Raw genomic sequence first — 16381 nt, forward strand, 5'->3', positions numbered from 1 at the left:
GCCGTCGGCCGGTCGTGCGCGCGGCACCGGGGTTTCCCTCATCATCCCTGGTGAATCGCGCGGCGCATGGGGACAACACGCGCCGCACGCCGGTCCACCACGCTCGTGACGAGCACCGCCCCGGGCCAGGCGCCGGCACGCCGCATCCCGGGGCGGTCGCATGTTCCCGGTGGCCGAATCGCTGGAACTGTCACTGCGCGAACGCAATTCGCTGCTGCTGGCGGCGGGGTTCGCCCCCGCCTTCGGCGAATCCGGTTTGGACGCACCGCAATTGGAGCCGGTGCGGGAGGCCCTACGCGGAATCCTCGACGGGCACATGCCCTATCCGGCGTTGATCGTGGACCGGCACAGCACGCTGATCGAATCCAATGCCGCCTTCGACGTCTTCCTCGACGAGTGCGCACCCGAGCTGCTGCGGCCGCCGATCAACGTCCGCAGGCTCACGCTGCACCCCGACGGCCTGGCCCGGCGGGTCCTCAACCTGCCCGAATGGGGCCGCCACGTCACCGAGTCGCTGCGCACCCGGGCCCGGATCAGCCCCGAACTCGACGACCTGATCGCCGAACTGGAGGGATACCTCCCGCCGGTCGAGCCCGGACCCGGATACCTCGGCTTCGCGGTGCCACTACAGCTGCGCACCGAGGCGGGCGAGCTGCGCCTGATCACCACCCTCACCTCCTTCGCCACCGCCACCGACATCTCCCTGGCGGAACTACATCTGGAGGCATTCCTGCCCGCCGACGAACCCACCGCGGAGATCCTGCGCAAGCGCGCGTCCCAGCGGTGAGGACGGGACCTGCCCCGCGCAGGCACAACGCAAGCGGATCGGATTTGGCCTTGCGTTTTACAGGGGCTTGTGCGTCGTCAGGAAGCCGGTGGCGTGGCGGCTCACGATGAACTCCGGTGGCTCGAAACCTATGGCTCGTAGCGTGTCGGCGTAACGCCGGACGTCCACCTCGGCGAACGGGTCCCGCTGCGCCGCAGGACTTTCCACGCCGCTCGGCGCGTGGCCGTGCGTGTGGCGACGCGAGATCCGGCCCATGACACCGGCGACGGCTCGCATCAGACCGCTCGGGTGGGCATCGGCGAGCAGCAGCCGACCGCCCGGCCGCAGCACCCGCCACATCTCGGCCAGCGCGGCCTCGCGATGCCCCGCCGCCACGTGATGCATGACGAATGTGCAGGTGACCACGTCTATTTCGGCAGCACCCACCGGAAGTGACTGCGCCACACCGATTTCGAAGCGACAGTCCGGCACGTGCGCGCGGGCGAAGTCGACCATCGGACCGGACGGATCGACGCCGAGCACGCCGCCCGGCCCGACCCTCGCCGCGAGGGCCGCGGCCAATTTGCCTGGGCCGGAACCGATGTCGAGCACCCGATCGCCCGGTCCGGCGCCGCTGGCGGCGGCCAGCTCGGCCATCAGGCGGCGATGCCCGCCACCGAAGATCAGGGCATTGAGCGCGTTGTATCGGCGCGGGCTGGTGATCAGCAGCCCGGCCTCGTCGGGAACGGTAACGGGAAATACTTGTACGTTTCGGGACATATGTTCATCATCGGAGCGGAGTCACCGCCCGACCAGAACCGAAGCGGGCCGATCCGTCCGGATCGGAACGGATCCCCGCAGAGTGTCCGGAAACAGGAGCCACCGTTGCCCCAGCCGACCGACCGCCGGGTGCGCCGCACCCACCTCGCCCTGCATCAGGCGCTGATCGGGCTGATGCTCGAGCGCGGCTACGCCCGCATCACGGTGCAGGACATCCTCGACCGGGCCGACGTCGGCCGCTCCACCTTCTACGCGCATTTCCGCAACAAGGACGACCTGCTGGTCGTGAGCAGCACCGAATACCTGCGCGAGGCGGTGGCCCACACGGTTCCGCGCACGGCCCCGCCCCTGGCTCCCGCCCGCACGCTGCTCCGGCTCGCCGCCGAGCACCCCGACCTCTACCGCGCGCTCATCGGCCCGAAGAGTGGGCCGGTGCCGTTGCGCGCCGCCCCGCAGATGGTCGCCGGAATGCTGGCCGATCACCTCCGCGACCGGCTCGATATGCCGGACGACGAATTCGCCGACACCATCGCCTTCCTGTCCTGGGGCCTGGTCGGGCTCATCCGCTCGGTCATCGATCCCGCGCATCCGACACCGCCGGATACGGCGTTCCGCCGCTTCGAGTCGCTGGTCGGCCCGGGCCTTGCCGCCAGATACTCGTAGACGTATATTCGTAGGCGAGTAAGGAGGTGCGGTGGCCAAGAAACGCAAGGTCGGCAATCTGCTGGCCCTGGCCGTGCTCGCGGCGCTGGTCGAGCGGCCGATGCATCGCTACGAGATCGCCGCCGTGCTCAAGCAGCGCGGCAAAGAGCGCGATATGGATATCAAGTGGGGCTCGCTGTACACCGTGGTGCAGAACCTGGACAAGCACGGCTTCCTCGAGGTCGTCGGCAGCGAGCGGGAGGGCGCGCGCCCGGAGCGGACGATCTACACCATCACCCCGGCGGGCCGCGCCGAGCTGGAGGACTGGACGCGGGAGCTGCTCTCGACGCCCGAGCCCGAACCCCACCGGTTCATGGCGGGCCTGTCCATCCTCGCCCTGCTCCCGCCCGACGAGGTGGTCTCCCTGCTGAGCCAGCGGCTCGACGGCCTGGAGCGGACGATCGCCGACCTCCGCCGCGAACTGGAGAAGGCCGCCGCGGTGCCGCGGCTGTTTCTCATCGAAAGCGAATACGACATCGCGATGCTGCAGGCCGAGGCCGCCTGGGTGCGCTCGCTGCGCGAGGAACTGACGTCCGCAACCTTCCCCGGCGTGGACCTGTGGCGGCAGTGGCACGCCGAGGGTATGGCGCCCGCCGAGGTCGTCGAAAGGGTCGAAAGGGGGGAATTCACGTAACCGCAACCGGGCCCGGAGAGGTGCGGCAACACCTCACCGAGCCCGATCGAATCACCGTCTCGAACCGCATCCACGCAGGCGAACCCGGACCGAGTTTGGCGACTACAGGATAACCGGGCTCCCCTGCCGTGGATCGGTGCGGACATCCGAACCCACGAGGGAGTAACACTCATGTCCATTCGGACCGCCCTGGTCATCGGCGGCGGCATCGCCGGCCCGGTGGCCGCCACGGCACTGCGCAAGGCGGGCATCGAGGCCCGCGTCTTCGAGGCGTATCCGGGGCCCGCCTACAACATCGGCAGCGCGCTCGGCTTCGCCCCGAACGGTCTGGCCGCCCTGGACGTCCTCGGCATCGGCGACGCGATGCGCAAGGTCGCGCTGCCGATGACCGATACCGTGATGTCGCTGGGGCACAAGCAGATCGCTCTGCCCGCGCCCGCCGGGCTCGAGCCGCTGCACGTGGTCGACCGCAGCGCCCTGCACGAGGTGCTGCACGGCGGGGCCGTCGCGGCGGGCGTGCCGTTCGAGTACGGGAAGCGGCTCGTGCGCGTCGACGAGCACACCGACGGCGTCACCGCCCACTTCGCCGACGGCTCCGCGGCCACCGCCGATCTGCTGATCGGGGCGGACGGCATCAAGTCGCAGGTGCGCACGCTCATCGATCCGAAGGCACCGGCCGCGGACTATCTCGGGATGCTCGGTTTCGGCGCCTACATCCGATGCTCGGTCGAAATCCCGCCGCAGACAATGGTTTTCGCGTACGGCAAGAACGCCTACTACCTGTACTGGTCGCTGCCGGACGGCCGCATCGGGTGGGGTGTGAACCTGCCGCACAAGCAGTACATGTCGCTGACCGAGGCCCGGCAGGTACCGGCCGAGCGATGGCTGCGCATCCTGCGGGAGACCTACGGCGACGACGTCCCCGGCGGCGAACTGGCCCGCAACACCACACCTGAGGAACTGGTGCCGGTGGGCGCCCTGCACATCATGCCGCCGGTGCCGACCTGGTACCGCGGCCGGATGGTGCTGGTCGGCGACGCGGTGCACGCGCCGTCGAACAGCACCGGCCAGGGTGCGTCGCTGGCCATCGAGAGCGCCATCGAGCTGGCGCGCTGCCTGCGCGACTTCGATGATCCGGCAACGGCTTTCGCCACCTACGAGCGGATCCGGCGACCGCGGGTCGAGAAGATCGCCGCCCGCGGCGCCAAGCTCAGCCACAGCAAGACCATGGGCCCGGTCATGCGGCGCATGATGCCGGTCATGATGCCCGCCATGGCCAAGCTGATGAAGCTGGAGGAGACGATGACCCGCGAGCAGAGCTACGTCATCAACTGGGATGCCCCGGCCCCCGGCCGGTCCGCCTCGTCGAGCAGCTTCGCGGCGATATTGTCCAGCGCCCGGTCCAGCAGCAGCCGGTCCTCGGGGTCCGAGCAGTCCCAGTCGTCGAGGTAGCCGCACAGCCATCGGCGCCACGCGGCGAAGATCCGATCGAACTCGCCCTGGCCCGCGTCGGTGAGATCGATGAGGTCACCGTCGAATTCGACATAGCCGTTGCGAACGGCCCTGTCGTACACCGGCTCCAGCACCTCGGGCGGCATCCAGTGAGCCCGGGCGATCGCCGCCAGCGTGGCGCCGCCGCGCACGCGGTTCAGCATCTCCACCTGCCCGATCGCCCAGGCCTGATCGCGGGTCAGGGAACTGTCCGCGGCCGCCAGAATGCGCGGGTCGGGCAGCTCGTCGTCGCGCAGCCTGCGCATCACGGTGGCCAGCGAATGCTCCAGCCGCACAGCGCGATCCACCGAATCCGGCACCGCGAACCCACCGCCCACATCGGTGGCCTCGGCACGCGCGCTGTCGCGCAGCGGCACCTGCCGCAGGAACCAGGCCACCAGGAATCCGACCACCGCCACCGGAACCACCCAGCGGAACACGTGGTCGATGGTGTGGGCGTAGGCGTCGATGATCGGAATCCTCTGCTCCTGCGGAAGTTCCCGCAGCAGTTGCGGATTGCCCGCGGCGGCCGGTGGAATGCCCGGGTCCTGAGCGAGCGCCCCGGCCAGATCCTTGCCGATCTGATTGGTGTACAGCGTTCCGAAAATAGCTGTGCCGAAGGTACTTCCGACGGTCCGGAAGAACGTCACACCGGAGGTTGCGGTGCCGAGGTCGGCGTAGGGAACCGTGTTCTGCACCACGATCGTGAGCACCTGCATGGCCAGACCGATGCCGAGGCCCAGGATGAGCATGTAGAGCGACTCCAGCCAGATGCCGGTGGTGCGGTCCATGGTCGACATCAGATACAACCCGAGCGCCATCACGGCGGTGCCCGCGATCGGAAAGTACTTGTAGTGCCCGGTCTTTCCGACCACCTGGCCGGAGATGATCGAGGTGGTGAACAGACCCACCACCAGTGGCAGCGTGCGCACCCCGGAGGCGGTCGCCGAAACCCCGTTCACGTATTGGAGATACGCCGGGAGGTAGGTCATCGCCCCCAGCATCGCGAAGCCGACGATGAAGCTCAGGATCGAACAGACGGTGAAGACATTGCTGCGGAACAGATGCATCGGCAACATCGGTTCCTTCGCGCGCAGTTCCGCGAAGACGAAGGCCGCCAACAGGATTACCGCGGCCACGAACAGGCCGATGATCATCGCCGAGCCCCACGGGTACTCCTGCCCGCCCCATTCCAAGGCCAGGATCAGGCAGCTCACGCCGACGGCGACCAGCGCGATACCGGCGTAGTCGACCGCCGGGCGCACCGCCGCGCGAATCGACGGAATCGCCCGCGCCGCAACGGCGATCATCAGGATCGCGAGGGGCACGTTCACGTAGAAGCACCAGCGCCAGCTGGCGTGGTCGGTGAACAGCCCACCGAGTGTCGGGCCGATCACCGTGGTGATACCGAAGACCGCGCCGAGCGCGCCCTGATACTTGCCGCGCTCGCGCAGCGGGATGACGTCGGCGATCAGGGCCATCGCGGTCACCATCAGACCGCCCGCGCCGACGCCCTGAATACCGCGGGCGACCACCAGCAGCGTCATCCCGTGCGCCAGCCCGGCGATCATCGACCCGACGATGAAGATCAAACCGCTGAGCTGGAACACGCGCTTGCGGCCGAACAGGTCGCCGAACTTGCCCGCCAGCGCGGTCGCCACCGCCTCCGCGAGCAGATAGGAGGTGACCACCCAGGCCATATGCCCCGCCCCACCCAGGTCCGCGACGATCGTCGGCAGGGCGGTGGACACGATGGTCTGGTCGAGCGCGGCCATGAGCATGCCCAGCACGACCGTGCCGAACACGACATTGGCCCGGGCGTGGCTGACGGGCGCGGGGGAATCGGTGACTGCGGGAGCTGCGGGAGCTGCGGTCATTAGCTCAGTATGTGCTGCCAGGCCGATTCAGGCCGGAGGACACGGCTGCCGACTCAGACACTTTCGCCAGAACTTACTCTGGAGTAAGGTCGCCGTGAGAGAATGCACCGACGCTTCTCGTACACGGTAGGTAGTGAGGTCGCACCATGGCGTGGAATCCCAGCGAAATTCCCGATCTGACCGGGCGGACGTTCGTGATCACCGGTGCCAACGGCGGTATCGGCAAGCACACCAGCCGGGTGCTGGCCGGTAAGGGCGGCACGGTGATCATGGCCTGCCGCAACACCACCAAGGCGCAGGAGATCGCCGACCGCATCGACGGCGATGTCCGGGTGGCCGCGCTGGACCTGGCCGATCTCGCGTCGGTCCGCGAATTCGCCGAGCAGTCCGGCGAGTTCGACGTGCTGATCAACAACGCGGGCCTGATGAACATCCCGTTCTCGCGCACCAAGGACGGCTTCGAAACCCAGTGGGGCGTCAATCATCTCGGCCACTTCGCGCTGACCGGCCTGCTGCTGGACCGCATCCGCGACCGGGTCGTCTCGCTGGCCAGCATCGCGCACCGGCAGACGCCGAAGCTGTGGGTCGACGACCTCAACTACGAGCATCGCAAGTATCAGCGCAACCTGGCCTATGCCCAGGCCAAGCTGTCGAATCTGATGTTCGCGCGCGAGTTGCAGCGACGACTGGCCGAATCCGGCTCGGCCAAGCGCTCCTACGCGGTACACCCCGGCGTCTCGGCGACCGACCTGTTCACCCGGACCGAGACGCCGATCGACCGGATCGCCAAGCCGTTCATCGCCATGGTCGGCCACTCCCCCGCCAAGGCCGCGCAGTCCAGCGAGTTCGCCGCCACCATGCCCGATGCCGATCCGAACATCTACTGGGGGCCGACACGGTTGTTCGGCGCGCAGGGGCCGGTGAAGCCCTCGCCGTCGAGCAAGCTGTCGCAGAACCGCGAGCTGTGGTCGCGCCTGTGGGAGGAGTCGGAGCGCCTGACCGGCGTCACCTACAAGTTCTAGCCGGGCCTGCCACTACGTATCGTGTAGTAGACGAGTACCGTGGTAGGCGTGTCCGCTCCACACCGTCGCCCGGCTCTGATCATTCTGGTGGTCGCTGCCGCACTGGCCTGCCTGGCCCTCGGCTGGTGGCAGTGGGGGCGGTTCGAGTCGGCGACCGGCTCCGCCCAGAATCTGGGCTACGCGCTGCAGTGGCCGCTGTTCGCCGGATTCGTGGTGTTCGCCTATTTCCGTTTCGTGCGCCTCGAGCGCGACAGCAACGCCGACGAGCCGACGGCAGCCGATGCGGAAACGTCTGCACCACCGCCACGCAGCAGCGCGAAACCCGTTGCGCCGCGCGAGATCCCGGCGGGCCTGCTGCCCGAACGGCCGACCGCCCCGCGCGACGACGATCCGGTGCTGGCCGAATACAACCGATACCTCGCCGACCTGCACGCGCAGGACCTGGACCAGCAGATGCGCACCGCAGGACTAGACGCCCGCACCACCGAGCGGAGCACCCGTTGACACCCCACGCAAGGCGTGCGCGAACGAACACTCATGACCACCGAGAGGAGCGCCGGGTGAGCGCGACCGAGAACTCGACCGATACCGCGGGGGCGGATGCGCGGGCATCGAGGCCGACCGCCGCGGCCGACGCGACGAAGGTGAGGCCCGCGCTGCTGCGGTATCGGGCGCTGGCCTGGACCACCGGCCTGTGGCTGCTGCTGCTGACCGCGGAGATGATCGCCAAGTACGGGTTCGACGTCGAGACCCCGAGCTGGATCGCGGTCGTGCACGGCTGGGTCTACTTCATCTACCTGATCGTCACCGCCGACCTCGCGATCAAGGTGCGCTGGCCCATCGGCCGCACCATCGGCACCCTCCTCGCAGGCACCATCCCCCTGCTGTCGTTCTTCGTCGAGCACGTCAACGCCAAACAGGTCAAGCAGACCTACGACCTCTGAGGCTCCCGGCTCAGCCCTTTGTCAGTTCGGCCAGGGCGGGGAGGAGGGCGCGCAGGGCGCGGCCGCGGTGGGAGGCGGCGTCCTTCTCGGCCGGGGTGAGCTGGGCCGAGGTGGCGGTGCCGCCGTCGGGAACGAACAGGGGGTCGTAGCCGAAACCGTTGTCGCCGACCGGCTTTCGGGCGATGGACCCGGGCCACTCGCCGACCGCGACGACCTCGTGGCCGTCGGCGACCAGGGCGCACGCGGAGACGAACCGGGCGCCGCGGCGGGCGTCGGGGACGTCGGTCAGCTGGCCGAGCAGCAGTTCGTTATTGGCCGCGTCGTCGCCGTGACGGCCGGACCAGCGCGCCGACAACACGCCCGGCATTCCGTTGAGCGCGTCCACGGCCAGGCCGGAATCGTCCGCGACACAGGCCAATCCGGTGGCCGCGGCGCCGTCGCGGGCCTTGGCCAGCGCGTTCTCCTCGAAGGTCGCGCCGGTTTCCGGCGCCTCGTCGTAGGGCGGCACCTCGTTCAGCCCCACGATCTCCAGTCCCTCGATCCCGGCCTCGGCGAGGATGCGGCGCAATTCGTCGAGCTTCTTGGCGTTGCGGCTGGCGACCAGCACCCGCCGCCCGCTCACTTCTTCTTCTCCGGCTCCGGCAGCACGCCCGGATACGGCTGCGCCAGCGCCTCCTTCTGCACCGCGAACAGCTGATCGCACCCGGCCAGGGCGGAATCGAGCAGCTTGTCCAGGGTGGAGCGCGGGAAGGTGGCGCCCTCGCCGGTGCCCTGGATCTCCACCAGCGTGCCGGTGTCGGTGGCGACGACGTTCATGTCGACCTCGGCGCGCGAATCCTCCTCATAGGGCAGGTCCAGCCGCACCCGGCCGTCGACCACGCCCACGCTGACCGCGGCGATCATGCACGAGATGGGCTGCGGATCCGCGAGCTGTCCGGCCGCGCCGAGGTAGGTGACGGCATCGGCAAGGGCCACATACGCGCCGGTGATCGCGGCGGTGCGGGTGCCGCCGTCGGCCTGCAGCACATCGCAGTCCAGGGCGATGGTGTTCTCACCGATCGCCGCCAGGTCGATGCAGGCGCGCAGCGAGCGGCCGACCAACCGGCTGATCTCCTGGGTGCGCCCGCCGACCTTGCCCTTCACCGATTCGCGGCCGCTGCGGGTGTGCGTGGCCGCCGGGAGCATCGCGTATTCCGCTGTCAGCCAGCCCAATCCGGAGTCGCGCCGCCAGGGTGGTACGCCCTCGGTCACGCTCGCGGTGCACATCACCCGCGTCTGCCCGAATTCCACCAGCACCGAACCCGCCGGATGCGTGGTGAACCCCCGGGTGATCTTTACCTCGCGGAGTTCGTCGTCCGCCCTGCCATCGGCTCGTCTAGACACACGCAGCAGCCTAGTGGGAGCCCCCGACGAGCAGGCAGGGACCTCGGGCGGGGTCTAGATGTCGATGACCTCGCCCGGTGACACCGCGTGCACCGGCCCGCTGAACTGCTGCTTGGCCTCGGCGATCACGTCCTCGCGCGAGGTCCACGGCGGAATGTGGGTGAGCAGCAGTTCGCCGACACCGGCCCGGGCGGCGATCATGCCCGCCTCGGTCCCCGACAGGTGGATGCCCGGCGGGCGGTTGTCCGGATCGTGCGTCCACGACGCCTCCGACAGCAGGATGTCGGCGCCCTGCGCCAGCTCGAAGACCGCCGGGCACAGCGCGGTGTCACCGGTGTAGACCAGGGTGCGCCCCGCGGCCGTGGTGAGCCGCAGGCCGTAGGACTCCGGCGGGTGGTACATGCGGCGCGCCAGCACGGTGTGCCCCGGCCCGAAGCTGATCTTGTCGCCCTCGGACCACGGCCGCATATCGATCACGTCGGACCAGTCGTCGCATTCGCCGCCGATCTCCGCCGAGGCGTTGCCGATCCGCAGCGAGGTATCCGACGGTCCGTAGACGATCGCGCGCCCGCTCGGCGGATTCGGATGATAGCGCCGCCACACCAGCAGACCCGGCAGATCCAGGCAGTGGTCGGCGTGCAGGTGGGTGAGGAAGATGTCGACCTCGCCGGGATCCTGGTAGCGCTGCAGTGCCCCCAGCACGCCAGGTCCGAAGTCGATGACCGTCGGCGTCATATCCGGTCCGGTGAGCAGATAACCCGACGCTGGGGAATCCGGGCCGGACACACTGCCCGAACACCCGAGGACGGTGAGGCGCATTCCCCCATGCTGCCACGCTGCATTTTCACTCACGAGGGGATCCCCCAAACCACCGGCCGGGCTCCGCGATCACCCCGGCGACGCGGGGCGGCCGACACTACCCCCGCGGCGACGACGACGTTCATCCCCGGAGAGTACCCAACCGGCAATCAGTCCACCCACCGCCCCGAAAAGATGCCCTTGCCAAGAGATTCCGGGCTGTCCGGGCAGCACGCCCCACAGGATCGATCCGTACAGCAACCCCACGACCAGGCCGATCAGTATCTGCCAGAGGTTTCGGGCGAATAAGCCGCGGGAGATCAGATACGTCAGCCACCCGAACACGAGCACGGAGGCACCGACGTGCACGGTGCCCGTGGCACCAGTGAGCCACGTTCCCGTTTCGCCCACCAGCCAGACGATCGCGGTCGCCGCCAGTCCCCGGCCGATCCCGGTCAGCAGCGTCAGCGAACCCAGCACGATGACCGGCAGGGTGTTGCCCATCAGGTGCGCCCAGTCCGCATGCAGCAGCGGCCCGAACGCGATACCGCTCAGCCCGTCGGCGGTGCGGGGCTGCACGCCCTCCTGCTCCAGCCGACCGTCCATCGCGGTATCGACGCCCTCGACGGCGTACAGCAGCGCGACGAAAGCCAGGGTCATCCCGATCGCGCGCTGCCACAACAGCTTCACGGCCCCCGGCGCGCTACCCCGCTGCGGGACTGCGGATTTCCCCTGCTGCCCCCGCAATGCCGCGATCCGGTCGGGATCGAACGACGAACCCATGCCACTGGTCATCGCAATCGCCTCCTCGCGGGGAGCGCGGCCCGCGCGGCGGCGGGGACTACGAAACCGGGCTCCACATACCGAGCGTACCGAGATGTGCACCACCCCGGTCCCCGCCGGAAACAGAGCAGCGCCCGCCCTACGCCCAGAGCTGGCCGTCGAGCTTGTCTTCCGCTTCCTCCAGCGTGCCCTCGTATGCCCCGGTGGACAGGTATTTCCAGCCACCGTCGGCGACCACGAAGGCGATATCGGCCCGCTGACCGGCCTTCAATGCCTTCTTCCCCACTCCCAGCGCGGCATGCAGGATCGCGCCGGTCGAGATGCCCGCGAAGATCCCCTCCTCCGACACCAGCTCGCGGGTGCGGCGCACCGCGTCGTAGGGCCCCACCGAGAACCGCGATGTCAGCACCGATTCGTCGTACAGCTCGGGGACGAAGCCCTCTTCGAGATTGCGCAACCCGTAGACGAGTTCGCCGTAGCGCGGCTCGGCCGCCACGATATCGATGCCGGGCACCTTCTCGCGCAGGAAGCGCCCCGTGCCCATGAGCGTGCCGGTGGTCCCCAGGCCCGCCACGAAATGCGTGATCTCCGGCAGATCGGCGAGGATCTCCGGACCGGTGCCCTCGTAGTGCGCCAGCGCGTTCGCGGGATTGCCGTACTGGTACAGCATCACCCAGTCGGGATTGGCCGCCGCGAGCTGCTTCGCCTGCGCCACCGCCTGATTGGAGCCGCCCGCCGCCGGGGAGTCGATGATCTCGGCGCCGAACATGGTCAACAGCTGGCGGCGCTCCACCGAGGTGTTCTCCGGCATCACGCAGATCAGGCGATACCCCTTCAGCTTGGCCGCCATGGCCAGCGAGATACCGGTATTGCCGCTGGTCGGCTCCAGGATCGTGCAGCCGGGCCGCAGCGTCCCGGCCGCCTCGGCCTGCTCGATCATCCGCAACGCCGGGCGATCCTTGATCGACCCGGTCGGATTGCGGTCCTCGAGCTTGGCCCACAGCCGGACGTGGTCGTCGCCCTCCCATTGCGGCGACAACCGGCGCAGGCCCACCAGCGGCGTATTGCCGAGGGTGTCGATCAGCGATTCGTAGCGCGCCACGGGATCAGCGAGCGCCGCCGGCGACGGCGGGAAGAATCGTCACGGTGCCGCCCTCGGGCACCTCGGCCTCCAGGCCGCCCGCGAAGCGCACGTCCTCGTCGTCGACGTAGATGTTGACGTAGCGGTTCAGCTTGCCGTCCGACAGCAGCCGCTCCTTCAGGCCCGCGTAGTTGCCGTCGAGGTCGTCGATGACGGCGGCGAGGGTGGCGCCGCTGGCCTGCACCCGCTTCTCACCCCCGGTGAGGGTGCGCATGATGGTCGGAATGGACACGGTGACCGACATATTTGCTCCTTACGCTGTTACTGGTCGGCTCGAGCCTCGGCGGTGGCGCTGCTCGAATATGCGGGCACGATCTGCACCGGCTCCTCGGTGACCACGCCGTCGACGATCCGGTAGCTGCGCAGCTCGTGGTCTTGCGGATCCCGGGTGGAGACCAGCACGTAGTGCGCGTTCGGCTCGGCGGCGTAGGAGATGTCGGTGCGGCTCGGATAGGCCTCGGTCGCGGTGTGCGAGTGGTAGACGACCACCGGTTCCTCGTCCCGGTCGTCCATCTCGCGCCACACCCGCAGCTGCTCACCCGAGTCGAACCGATAGAACGTGGGCGAGCGCTCGGCATTGATCATCGCGACGAACCGCTCGGGACGATCGGAACCCTCGGGCCCGGCGATGATCCCGCACGCCTCGTCCGGATGATCGGCACGCGCGTGCGCCACCATCGCGTCCACGAGGTCGGCCCTGATCACCAGCACAGTCGAATTCCTTCCGCTCGCCGTCCGTCAACGGCCCAGAATATGCACCTATTCCCGGCCCGACGGGCGCAGCCCCCGAATTTCCCGCGCGGGAACGGAAAATGTGCTAGTCGCGGTGACTGTCAATAGTTATGTGCAGTGAGATTCATATCGGGACGTGGAAACTCACGGGGCGAGCGCCTGCAGCAGGGAGTCCTGCATCCAGGTGAGCCAGTGATAGACGTCCAGGTGCGGGGCGCGCGGATCGTTCGGGTCCAGCTGGTCGGGTGTGTCGGCATCGATGCCGAGGGCGGTGCCCAGGGCCAGGCGCACGTCGTTGAGCGCGGTCAGCCAGGCGTCGGCCTGCTCCGGGGTGAGCACGATCTTGCCGCCCTCGGACGGCAGGGTCTCGAGCACCACCGAACCCGCGGCCACCTTGGCCTCGATGATGTCGGGCTCGTGCAGCCCGCGCAGGGCGCTGTTGAGATCGGCGCGGTCGGCATCGGGGGATCCGGGCTCGGACCGGTGGAACTCCGGGAGTAATCGGGCCAGCCGGGGGTCGTCGGGCGGGGTGGTGTTGCCGCTGCGTAGCCCGGTCAACGCGGTCAGATCGTCCTCGGGCGCCGACTGTGCCCGGTCGTTCAGCAGCCCGGTGACCGCGCCCACGAGCGAGCGCAACACCTCCGCCTCCCGCGCATCCATCTCCGACCGCAGCTTGAGCCCGCTCAGCGAGTTCTTCCTGCTCCACTTGCGCACGGGGCTACGGTAGTCGCCCCGGTCAGTCGTCACGCTGCATGGTCGCCCATAGTCCGGCCGCGTGCAGGCGCTGCACGTCGTGTTCCATCTTGTCCCGCGATCCGGACGACACCACCGCCTTGCCCTCGTTGTGAACCTTCAGCATCAGCTCGGTTGCCTTGGCTTTGCTGTAGCCGAACAGCTTCTGGAAAATGTAGGTCACGTAATGCATCAGGTTGACCGGATCGTCCCAGACCACCGTGACCCAGGGCCGGTCCTCGGCCTCGAGAATCTCGGTGGCCTCGATTGCCTCCGGGGTAGCCTGCGCCGCCGAGAGTGTCGGGTTGACGCCGACCGGACCGGCGGCCACCCGGACAGCGTCTCCTATGCACAGACCCATAACCTTCAGGGTACGACTCGACTCCGAATACACAACACCCGCAGCTAGCCGTTTTGTCCAGTTCCCGGCGGCGTCCCGCACCAGGCCGGACGTCCACGCTGTCTACAGTGACCACGTGGACACCACACCGGGAGTTTCCAGTACCGCGCTGCTGACCGACCAGTACGAACTGACCATGCTGGCGGCCGCGCTGGCCGACGGATCGGCCCGGCGCCACTGCACCTTCGAGGTATTCGCCAGGCGCTTGCCACACGGGCGGCGGTACGGGGTGGTCGCCGGTACCGGTCGGTTGCTCGAGGCGCTGGCCGAGTTCCGTTTCGGCGAACCGGAACTCGCGATTGCCGCGGAATTCCTGGACCGGAACACCCTGGAATGGCTGCGCACATACCGCTTCACCGGTGAGATCGACGGCTACCGCGAGGGCGACCTCTACTTCCCCGGCTCGCCGATCCTGTCGGTGCGGGGCACCTTCGCCGAATGCGTGGTGCTGGAGACGCTGGTGCTGTCGATCCTCAACCACGACAGCGCGATCGCGTCCGCCGCCGCGCGCATGGTCAGCGCCGCGGCCGGGCGCCGGATGATCGAGATGGGATCGCGGCGCACCCACGAGCTGGCCGCCCCGGCCAGCGCCCGCGCCGCCTACCTGGCCGGTTTCGACGCCACCTCGAACCTGGAGGCCGTGCGGCGCTTCGGAGTTCCCGGCGCCGGCACCAGCGCGCACGCGTTCACCCTGCTGCACAGCGGTCCCGACGGCCAGCACGAGGCGGCGGCGTTCCGCAGTCAGGTCGAGGCGCTGGGCGTCGGCACCACCCTGCTGGTCGACACCTTCGACATCACGCAGGGCGTGGCCACCGCCATCGAGGTGGCGGGGACCGGATTGGGCGGGGTGCGTATCGATTCCGGCGATCTCGGCGTGCTGGCGCGGCAGGTGCGCGATCAGCTGGACTCGCTCGGAGCGACCGGGACCCGCATCGTCGTGTCGGGGGATCTGGACGAATACTCGATCGCCGGGCTGCGCGCCGAACCGGTCGACGCGTACGGTGTCGGCACCTCGCTGGTCACGGGCTCGGGCGCGCCGACCGCCGGGATGGTCTACAAACTGGTGGAGGTCGACGGCGTGCCGGTGGCCAAGCGCAGCAGCCACAAGGAATCGCGCGGCGGCACCAAGAAGGCGGTGCGGCTGGCGCGGCGGACCGGCACGATCGTGGAGGAGATCGTGTATCCGGCCCGCGCGGCCCGCCCGGGGAACGGTCATCAGGTCCGGGACCTGCTGGTTCCGCTCGTGCGCGAGGGGCGCGTCGTGGACGATCTGCCGACGCTGGCCGAGTCCCGCGACCTGGTGGCGCGCGGCCTGGTGAGCCTGCCGTGGGAGGGGCTGAAGCTGTCGGCCGGAGAGCCCGCGATCGCCACCACTTTCCTACAATGAGGGCACCGCGAACGCCCCGTTCGAGACCGAGGTGCAGCAGATGACCAGAGCACTCATCGTCGTCGACGTGCAGAACGACTTCTGCGAGGGCGGCTCGCTCGCCGTCGCGGGTGGCGCCGCCGCGGCCGAGCGGATCTCGGAGTATCTGAGCGTCGCCGACTACGACGCGATCGTGGCGACCCGCGATCACCACATCGATCCGGGCTCGCACTTCTCCGACGATCCGGACTACGTGGGCACCTGGCCGCCGCACTGCCGGGCGGGTACGCCCGGCGCCGAATTCCATCCGAATCTGAATATCGCGCCGATCGAGCAGATCTTCTCGAAGGGGCAGTACAGCGCCGGATACTCCGGTTTCGAGGGCGCCGCCGACGACGGCACCTCCCTCGCGGACTGGTTGCGCGCCAACGAGATCGATACCGTCGACATCTGCGGTATCGCCACCGATCACTGCGTGCGCGCCACCGCGCTCGACGCCCGCGCCGCCGGATTCGACACCCGGGTGCTGCTGGGCCTCACCGCCAACGTCGCCCCGGACACCACGGAGAAGGCACTCGACCAGATGCGCGAGGCGGGCATAGAACTCGCAGGCGAGCTGGAGGGCTGAGCGCCCCACAGCGCGCTCCCCACGATCCAGCCCCGGCCCGATACGCCCACGCCCCGGCCACACACTCCCACGCCCTGGCCACACACTCCTATGCCCCGGCCGCACACCACTAACCCCCCGCCGCAAAGCCCGGACCCCCCGCCCGCGAAGCGCAGACCCCCCCGCGATACCCGGCCCCCCCCCCCGGCACCCCCGCGCCCGC

Annotated in this window: 19 protein-coding genes and 1 pseudogene; 9 read left to right on the forward strand and 11 right to left on the reverse strand. The window is 69.0% G+C overall.

Going from position 1 to position 16381, the window contains the following annotated elements:
- Window positions 1-160: 160 nt before the first annotated feature.
- Window positions 161-787, forward strand: a complete 627-nt coding sequence (locus QH290_RS23025; protein WP_425303642.1) for an MmyB family transcriptional regulator — start codon at window positions 161-163, stop codon at window positions 785-787.
- Window positions 788-844: 57 nt separating this feature from the next.
- On the opposite strand, the gene QH290_RS23030 is transcribed toward QH290_RS23025, so the two are convergent.
- The gene (locus QH290_RS23030; RefSeq protein ID WP_280385056.1) at window positions 845-1546 is read right to left on the reverse strand and encodes a class I SAM-dependent methyltransferase; all 702 of its coding nucleotides are present in this window, start codon (window positions 1544-1546) and stop codon (window positions 845-847) included.
- Window positions 1547-1651: 105 nt separating this feature from the next.
- Here QH290_RS23030 and QH290_RS23035 point away from each other — a divergent pair, with 105 nt between their 5' ends.
- The 3 genes and pseudogenes from QH290_RS23035 to QH290_RS23045 form a co-directional block, all read left to right on the forward strand.
- Window positions 1652-2209 carry a TetR/AcrR family transcriptional regulator gene (locus tag QH290_RS23035; protein WP_280265794.1) on the forward strand — a complete coding sequence of 186 codons (558 nt, stop codon included), beginning with the start codon at window positions 1652-1654 and terminating at the stop codon, window positions 2207-2209.
- A 31-nt stretch (window positions 2210-2240) separates the two neighbouring features.
- A complete protein-coding gene (locus QH290_RS23040; RefSeq protein ID WP_280265795.1) occupies window positions 2241-2882 on the forward strand; it encodes a PadR family transcriptional regulator in 642 nt (213 codons plus the stop codon).
- 171 nt (window positions 2883-3053) lie between these two features.
- Window positions 3054-4067 (forward strand): annotated as a pseudogene (locus tag QH290_RS23045) (FAD-dependent monooxygenase); the annotation flags it as partial.
- Window positions 4068-4201: 134 nt separating this feature from the next.
- On the opposite strand, the gene QH290_RS37980 reads toward QH290_RS23045, so the two are convergent.
- Window positions 4202-6250, reverse strand: coding sequence for an MDR family MFS transporter (locus QH290_RS37980; protein ID WP_342213245.1), 2049 nt, complete (start codon window positions 6248-6250; stop codon window positions 4202-4204).
- Between the two features lie 146 nt (window positions 6251-6396).
- Here QH290_RS37980 and QH290_RS23055 point away from each other — a divergent pair, with 146 nt between their 5' ends.
- Genes QH290_RS23055 through QH290_RS23065 form a run of 3 tightly spaced genes read left to right on the forward strand, consistent with a single transcriptional unit; the run spans window position 6397 to window position 8216 of the window.
- Window positions 6397-7272, forward strand: a complete 876-nt coding sequence (locus tag QH290_RS23055; protein WP_280385060.1) for an oxidoreductase — start codon at window positions 6397-6399, stop codon at window positions 7270-7272.
- 48 nt (window positions 7273-7320) lie between these two features.
- The gene (locus QH290_RS23060) at window positions 7321-7776 is read left to right on the forward strand and encodes a transcriptional regulator (protein ID WP_280385061.1); all 456 of its coding nucleotides are present in this window, start codon (window positions 7321-7323) and stop codon (window positions 7774-7776) included.
- A gap of 56 nt (window positions 7777-7832) precedes the next feature.
- The gene (locus QH290_RS23065) at window positions 7833-8216 is read left to right on the forward strand and encodes a DUF3817 domain-containing protein (protein ID WP_280265799.1); all 384 of its coding nucleotides are present in this window, start codon (window positions 7833-7835) and stop codon (window positions 8214-8216) included.
- Between the two features lie 10 nt (window positions 8217-8226).
- On the opposite strand, the gene rdgB is transcribed toward QH290_RS23065, so the two are convergent.
- The 9 genes from rdgB to clpS form a co-directional block, all read right to left on the reverse strand.
- Window positions 8227-8838 (reverse strand): RdgB/HAM1 family non-canonical purine NTP pyrophosphatase, encoded by a 612-nt coding sequence (gene rdgB / locus QH290_RS23070; RefSeq protein WP_280265800.1) that lies wholly within the window; start codon window positions 8836-8838, stop codon window positions 8227-8229.
- A complete protein-coding gene (rph, locus tag QH290_RS23075) occupies window positions 8835-9599 on the reverse strand; it encodes a ribonuclease PH (protein ID WP_280265801.1) in 765 nt (254 codons plus the stop codon). The genes rdgB and rph overlap by 4 nt, the downstream gene beginning before the upstream one ends.
- 54 nt (window positions 9600-9653) lie before the next feature.
- On the reverse strand, window positions 9654-10418 hold the full coding sequence (locus QH290_RS23080) for a cyclic nucleotide-degrading phosphodiesterase (protein ID WP_280265810.1): 765 nt from the start codon (window positions 10416-10418) through the stop codon (window positions 9654-9656).
- A gap of 69 nt (window positions 10419-10487) precedes the next feature.
- A complete protein-coding gene (locus tag QH290_RS23085) occupies window positions 10488-11192 on the reverse strand; it encodes a rhomboid family intramembrane serine protease (protein WP_425301693.1) in 705 nt (234 codons plus the stop codon).
- Window positions 11193-11319: 127 nt separating this feature from the next.
- A complete protein-coding gene (locus tag QH290_RS23090) occupies window positions 11320-12282 on the reverse strand; it encodes a PLP-dependent cysteine synthase family protein (RefSeq protein ID WP_280265802.1) in 963 nt (320 codons plus the stop codon).
- 4 nt (window positions 12283-12286) lie between these two features.
- Entirely contained in the window at window positions 12287-12565 is a 279-nt protein-coding gene (locus QH290_RS23095) for a MoaD/ThiS family protein (protein WP_280265803.1), read from the reverse strand.
- 17 nt (window positions 12566-12582) lie between these two features.
- Entirely contained in the window at window positions 12583-13032 is a 450-nt protein-coding gene (locus QH290_RS23100; RefSeq protein ID WP_280265804.1) for a M67 family metallopeptidase, read from the reverse strand.
- Between the two features lie 165 nt (window positions 13033-13197).
- A complete protein-coding gene (gene aosR / locus QH290_RS23105; protein ID WP_280265805.1) occupies window positions 13198-13767 on the reverse strand; it encodes an oxidative stress transcriptional regulator AosR in 570 nt (189 codons plus the stop codon).
- 22 nt (window positions 13768-13789) lie between these two features.
- The gene (clpS, locus tag QH290_RS23110) at window positions 13790-14146 is read right to left on the reverse strand and encodes an ATP-dependent Clp protease adapter ClpS (RefSeq protein ID WP_280265806.1); all 357 of its coding nucleotides are present in this window, start codon (window positions 14144-14146) and stop codon (window positions 13790-13792) included.
- On the opposite strand from clpS, the gene QH290_RS23115 reads away from it, so the two are divergent.
- Together QH290_RS23115 and QH290_RS23120 are read left to right on the forward strand one after the other, a co-directional pair.
- Window positions 14133-15572, forward strand: coding sequence for a nicotinate phosphoribosyltransferase (locus QH290_RS23115; RefSeq protein ID WP_425303643.1), 1440 nt, complete (start codon window positions 14133-14135; stop codon window positions 15570-15572). The genes clpS and QH290_RS23115 overlap by 14 nt on opposite strands.
- A 40-nt stretch (window positions 15573-15612) precedes the next feature.
- Window positions 15613-16179: an isochorismatase family protein gene (locus QH290_RS23120; protein WP_280265808.1), complete on the forward strand. Its 567-nt coding sequence runs from the start codon at window positions 15613-15615 to the stop codon at window positions 16177-16179.
- Window positions 16180-16381 lie beyond the last annotated feature (202 nt).

Source organism: Nocardia wallacei, assembly GCF_029869545.1.
Classification (GTDB): Bacteria; Actinomycetota; Actinomycetes; order Mycobacteriales; family Mycobacteriaceae; genus Nocardia; species Nocardia wallacei_A.

Coding starts and splice junctions, on each gene's coding strand:
- QH290_RS23055 (WP_280385060.1), top strand. CDS start 6,397: ATGGCGTGGAATCCCAGCGAAATTCCCGATCTGACCGGGCGGACGTTC.
- QH290_RS23025 (WP_425303642.1), top strand. CDS start 161: ATGTTCCCGGTGGCCGAATCGCTGGAACTGTCACTGCGCGAACGCAAT.
- QH290_RS23095 (WP_280265803.1), bottom strand. CDS start 12,565: ATGTCGGTCACCGTGTCCATTCCGACCATCATGCGCACCCTCACCGGG.
- clpS (WP_280265806.1), bottom strand. CDS start 14,146: ATGGGTCTGTGCATAGGAGACGCTGTCCGGGTGGCCGCCGGTCCGGTC.
- QH290_RS23115 (WP_425303643.1), top strand. CDS start 14,133: ATGCACAGACCCATAACCTTCAGGGTACGACTCGACTCCGAATACACA.
- QH290_RS23085 (WP_425301693.1), bottom strand. CDS start 11,192: ATGACCAGTGGCATGGGTTCGTCGTTCGATCCCGACCGGATCGCGGCA.
- QH290_RS23030 (WP_280385056.1), bottom strand. CDS start 1,546: ATGTCCCGAAACGTACAAGTATTTCCCGTTACCGTTCCCGACGAGGCC.
- QH290_RS23080 (WP_280265810.1), bottom strand. CDS start 10,418: ATGCGCCTCACCGTCCTCGGGTGTTCGGGCAGTGTGTCCGGCCCGGAT.
- QH290_RS23120 (WP_280265808.1), top strand. CDS start 15,613: ATGACCAGAGCACTCATCGTCGTCGACGTGCAGAACGACTTCTGCGAG.
- QH290_RS37980 (WP_342213245.1), bottom strand. CDS start 6,250: ATGACCGCAGCTCCCGCAGCTCCCGCAGTCACCGATTCCCCCGCGCCC.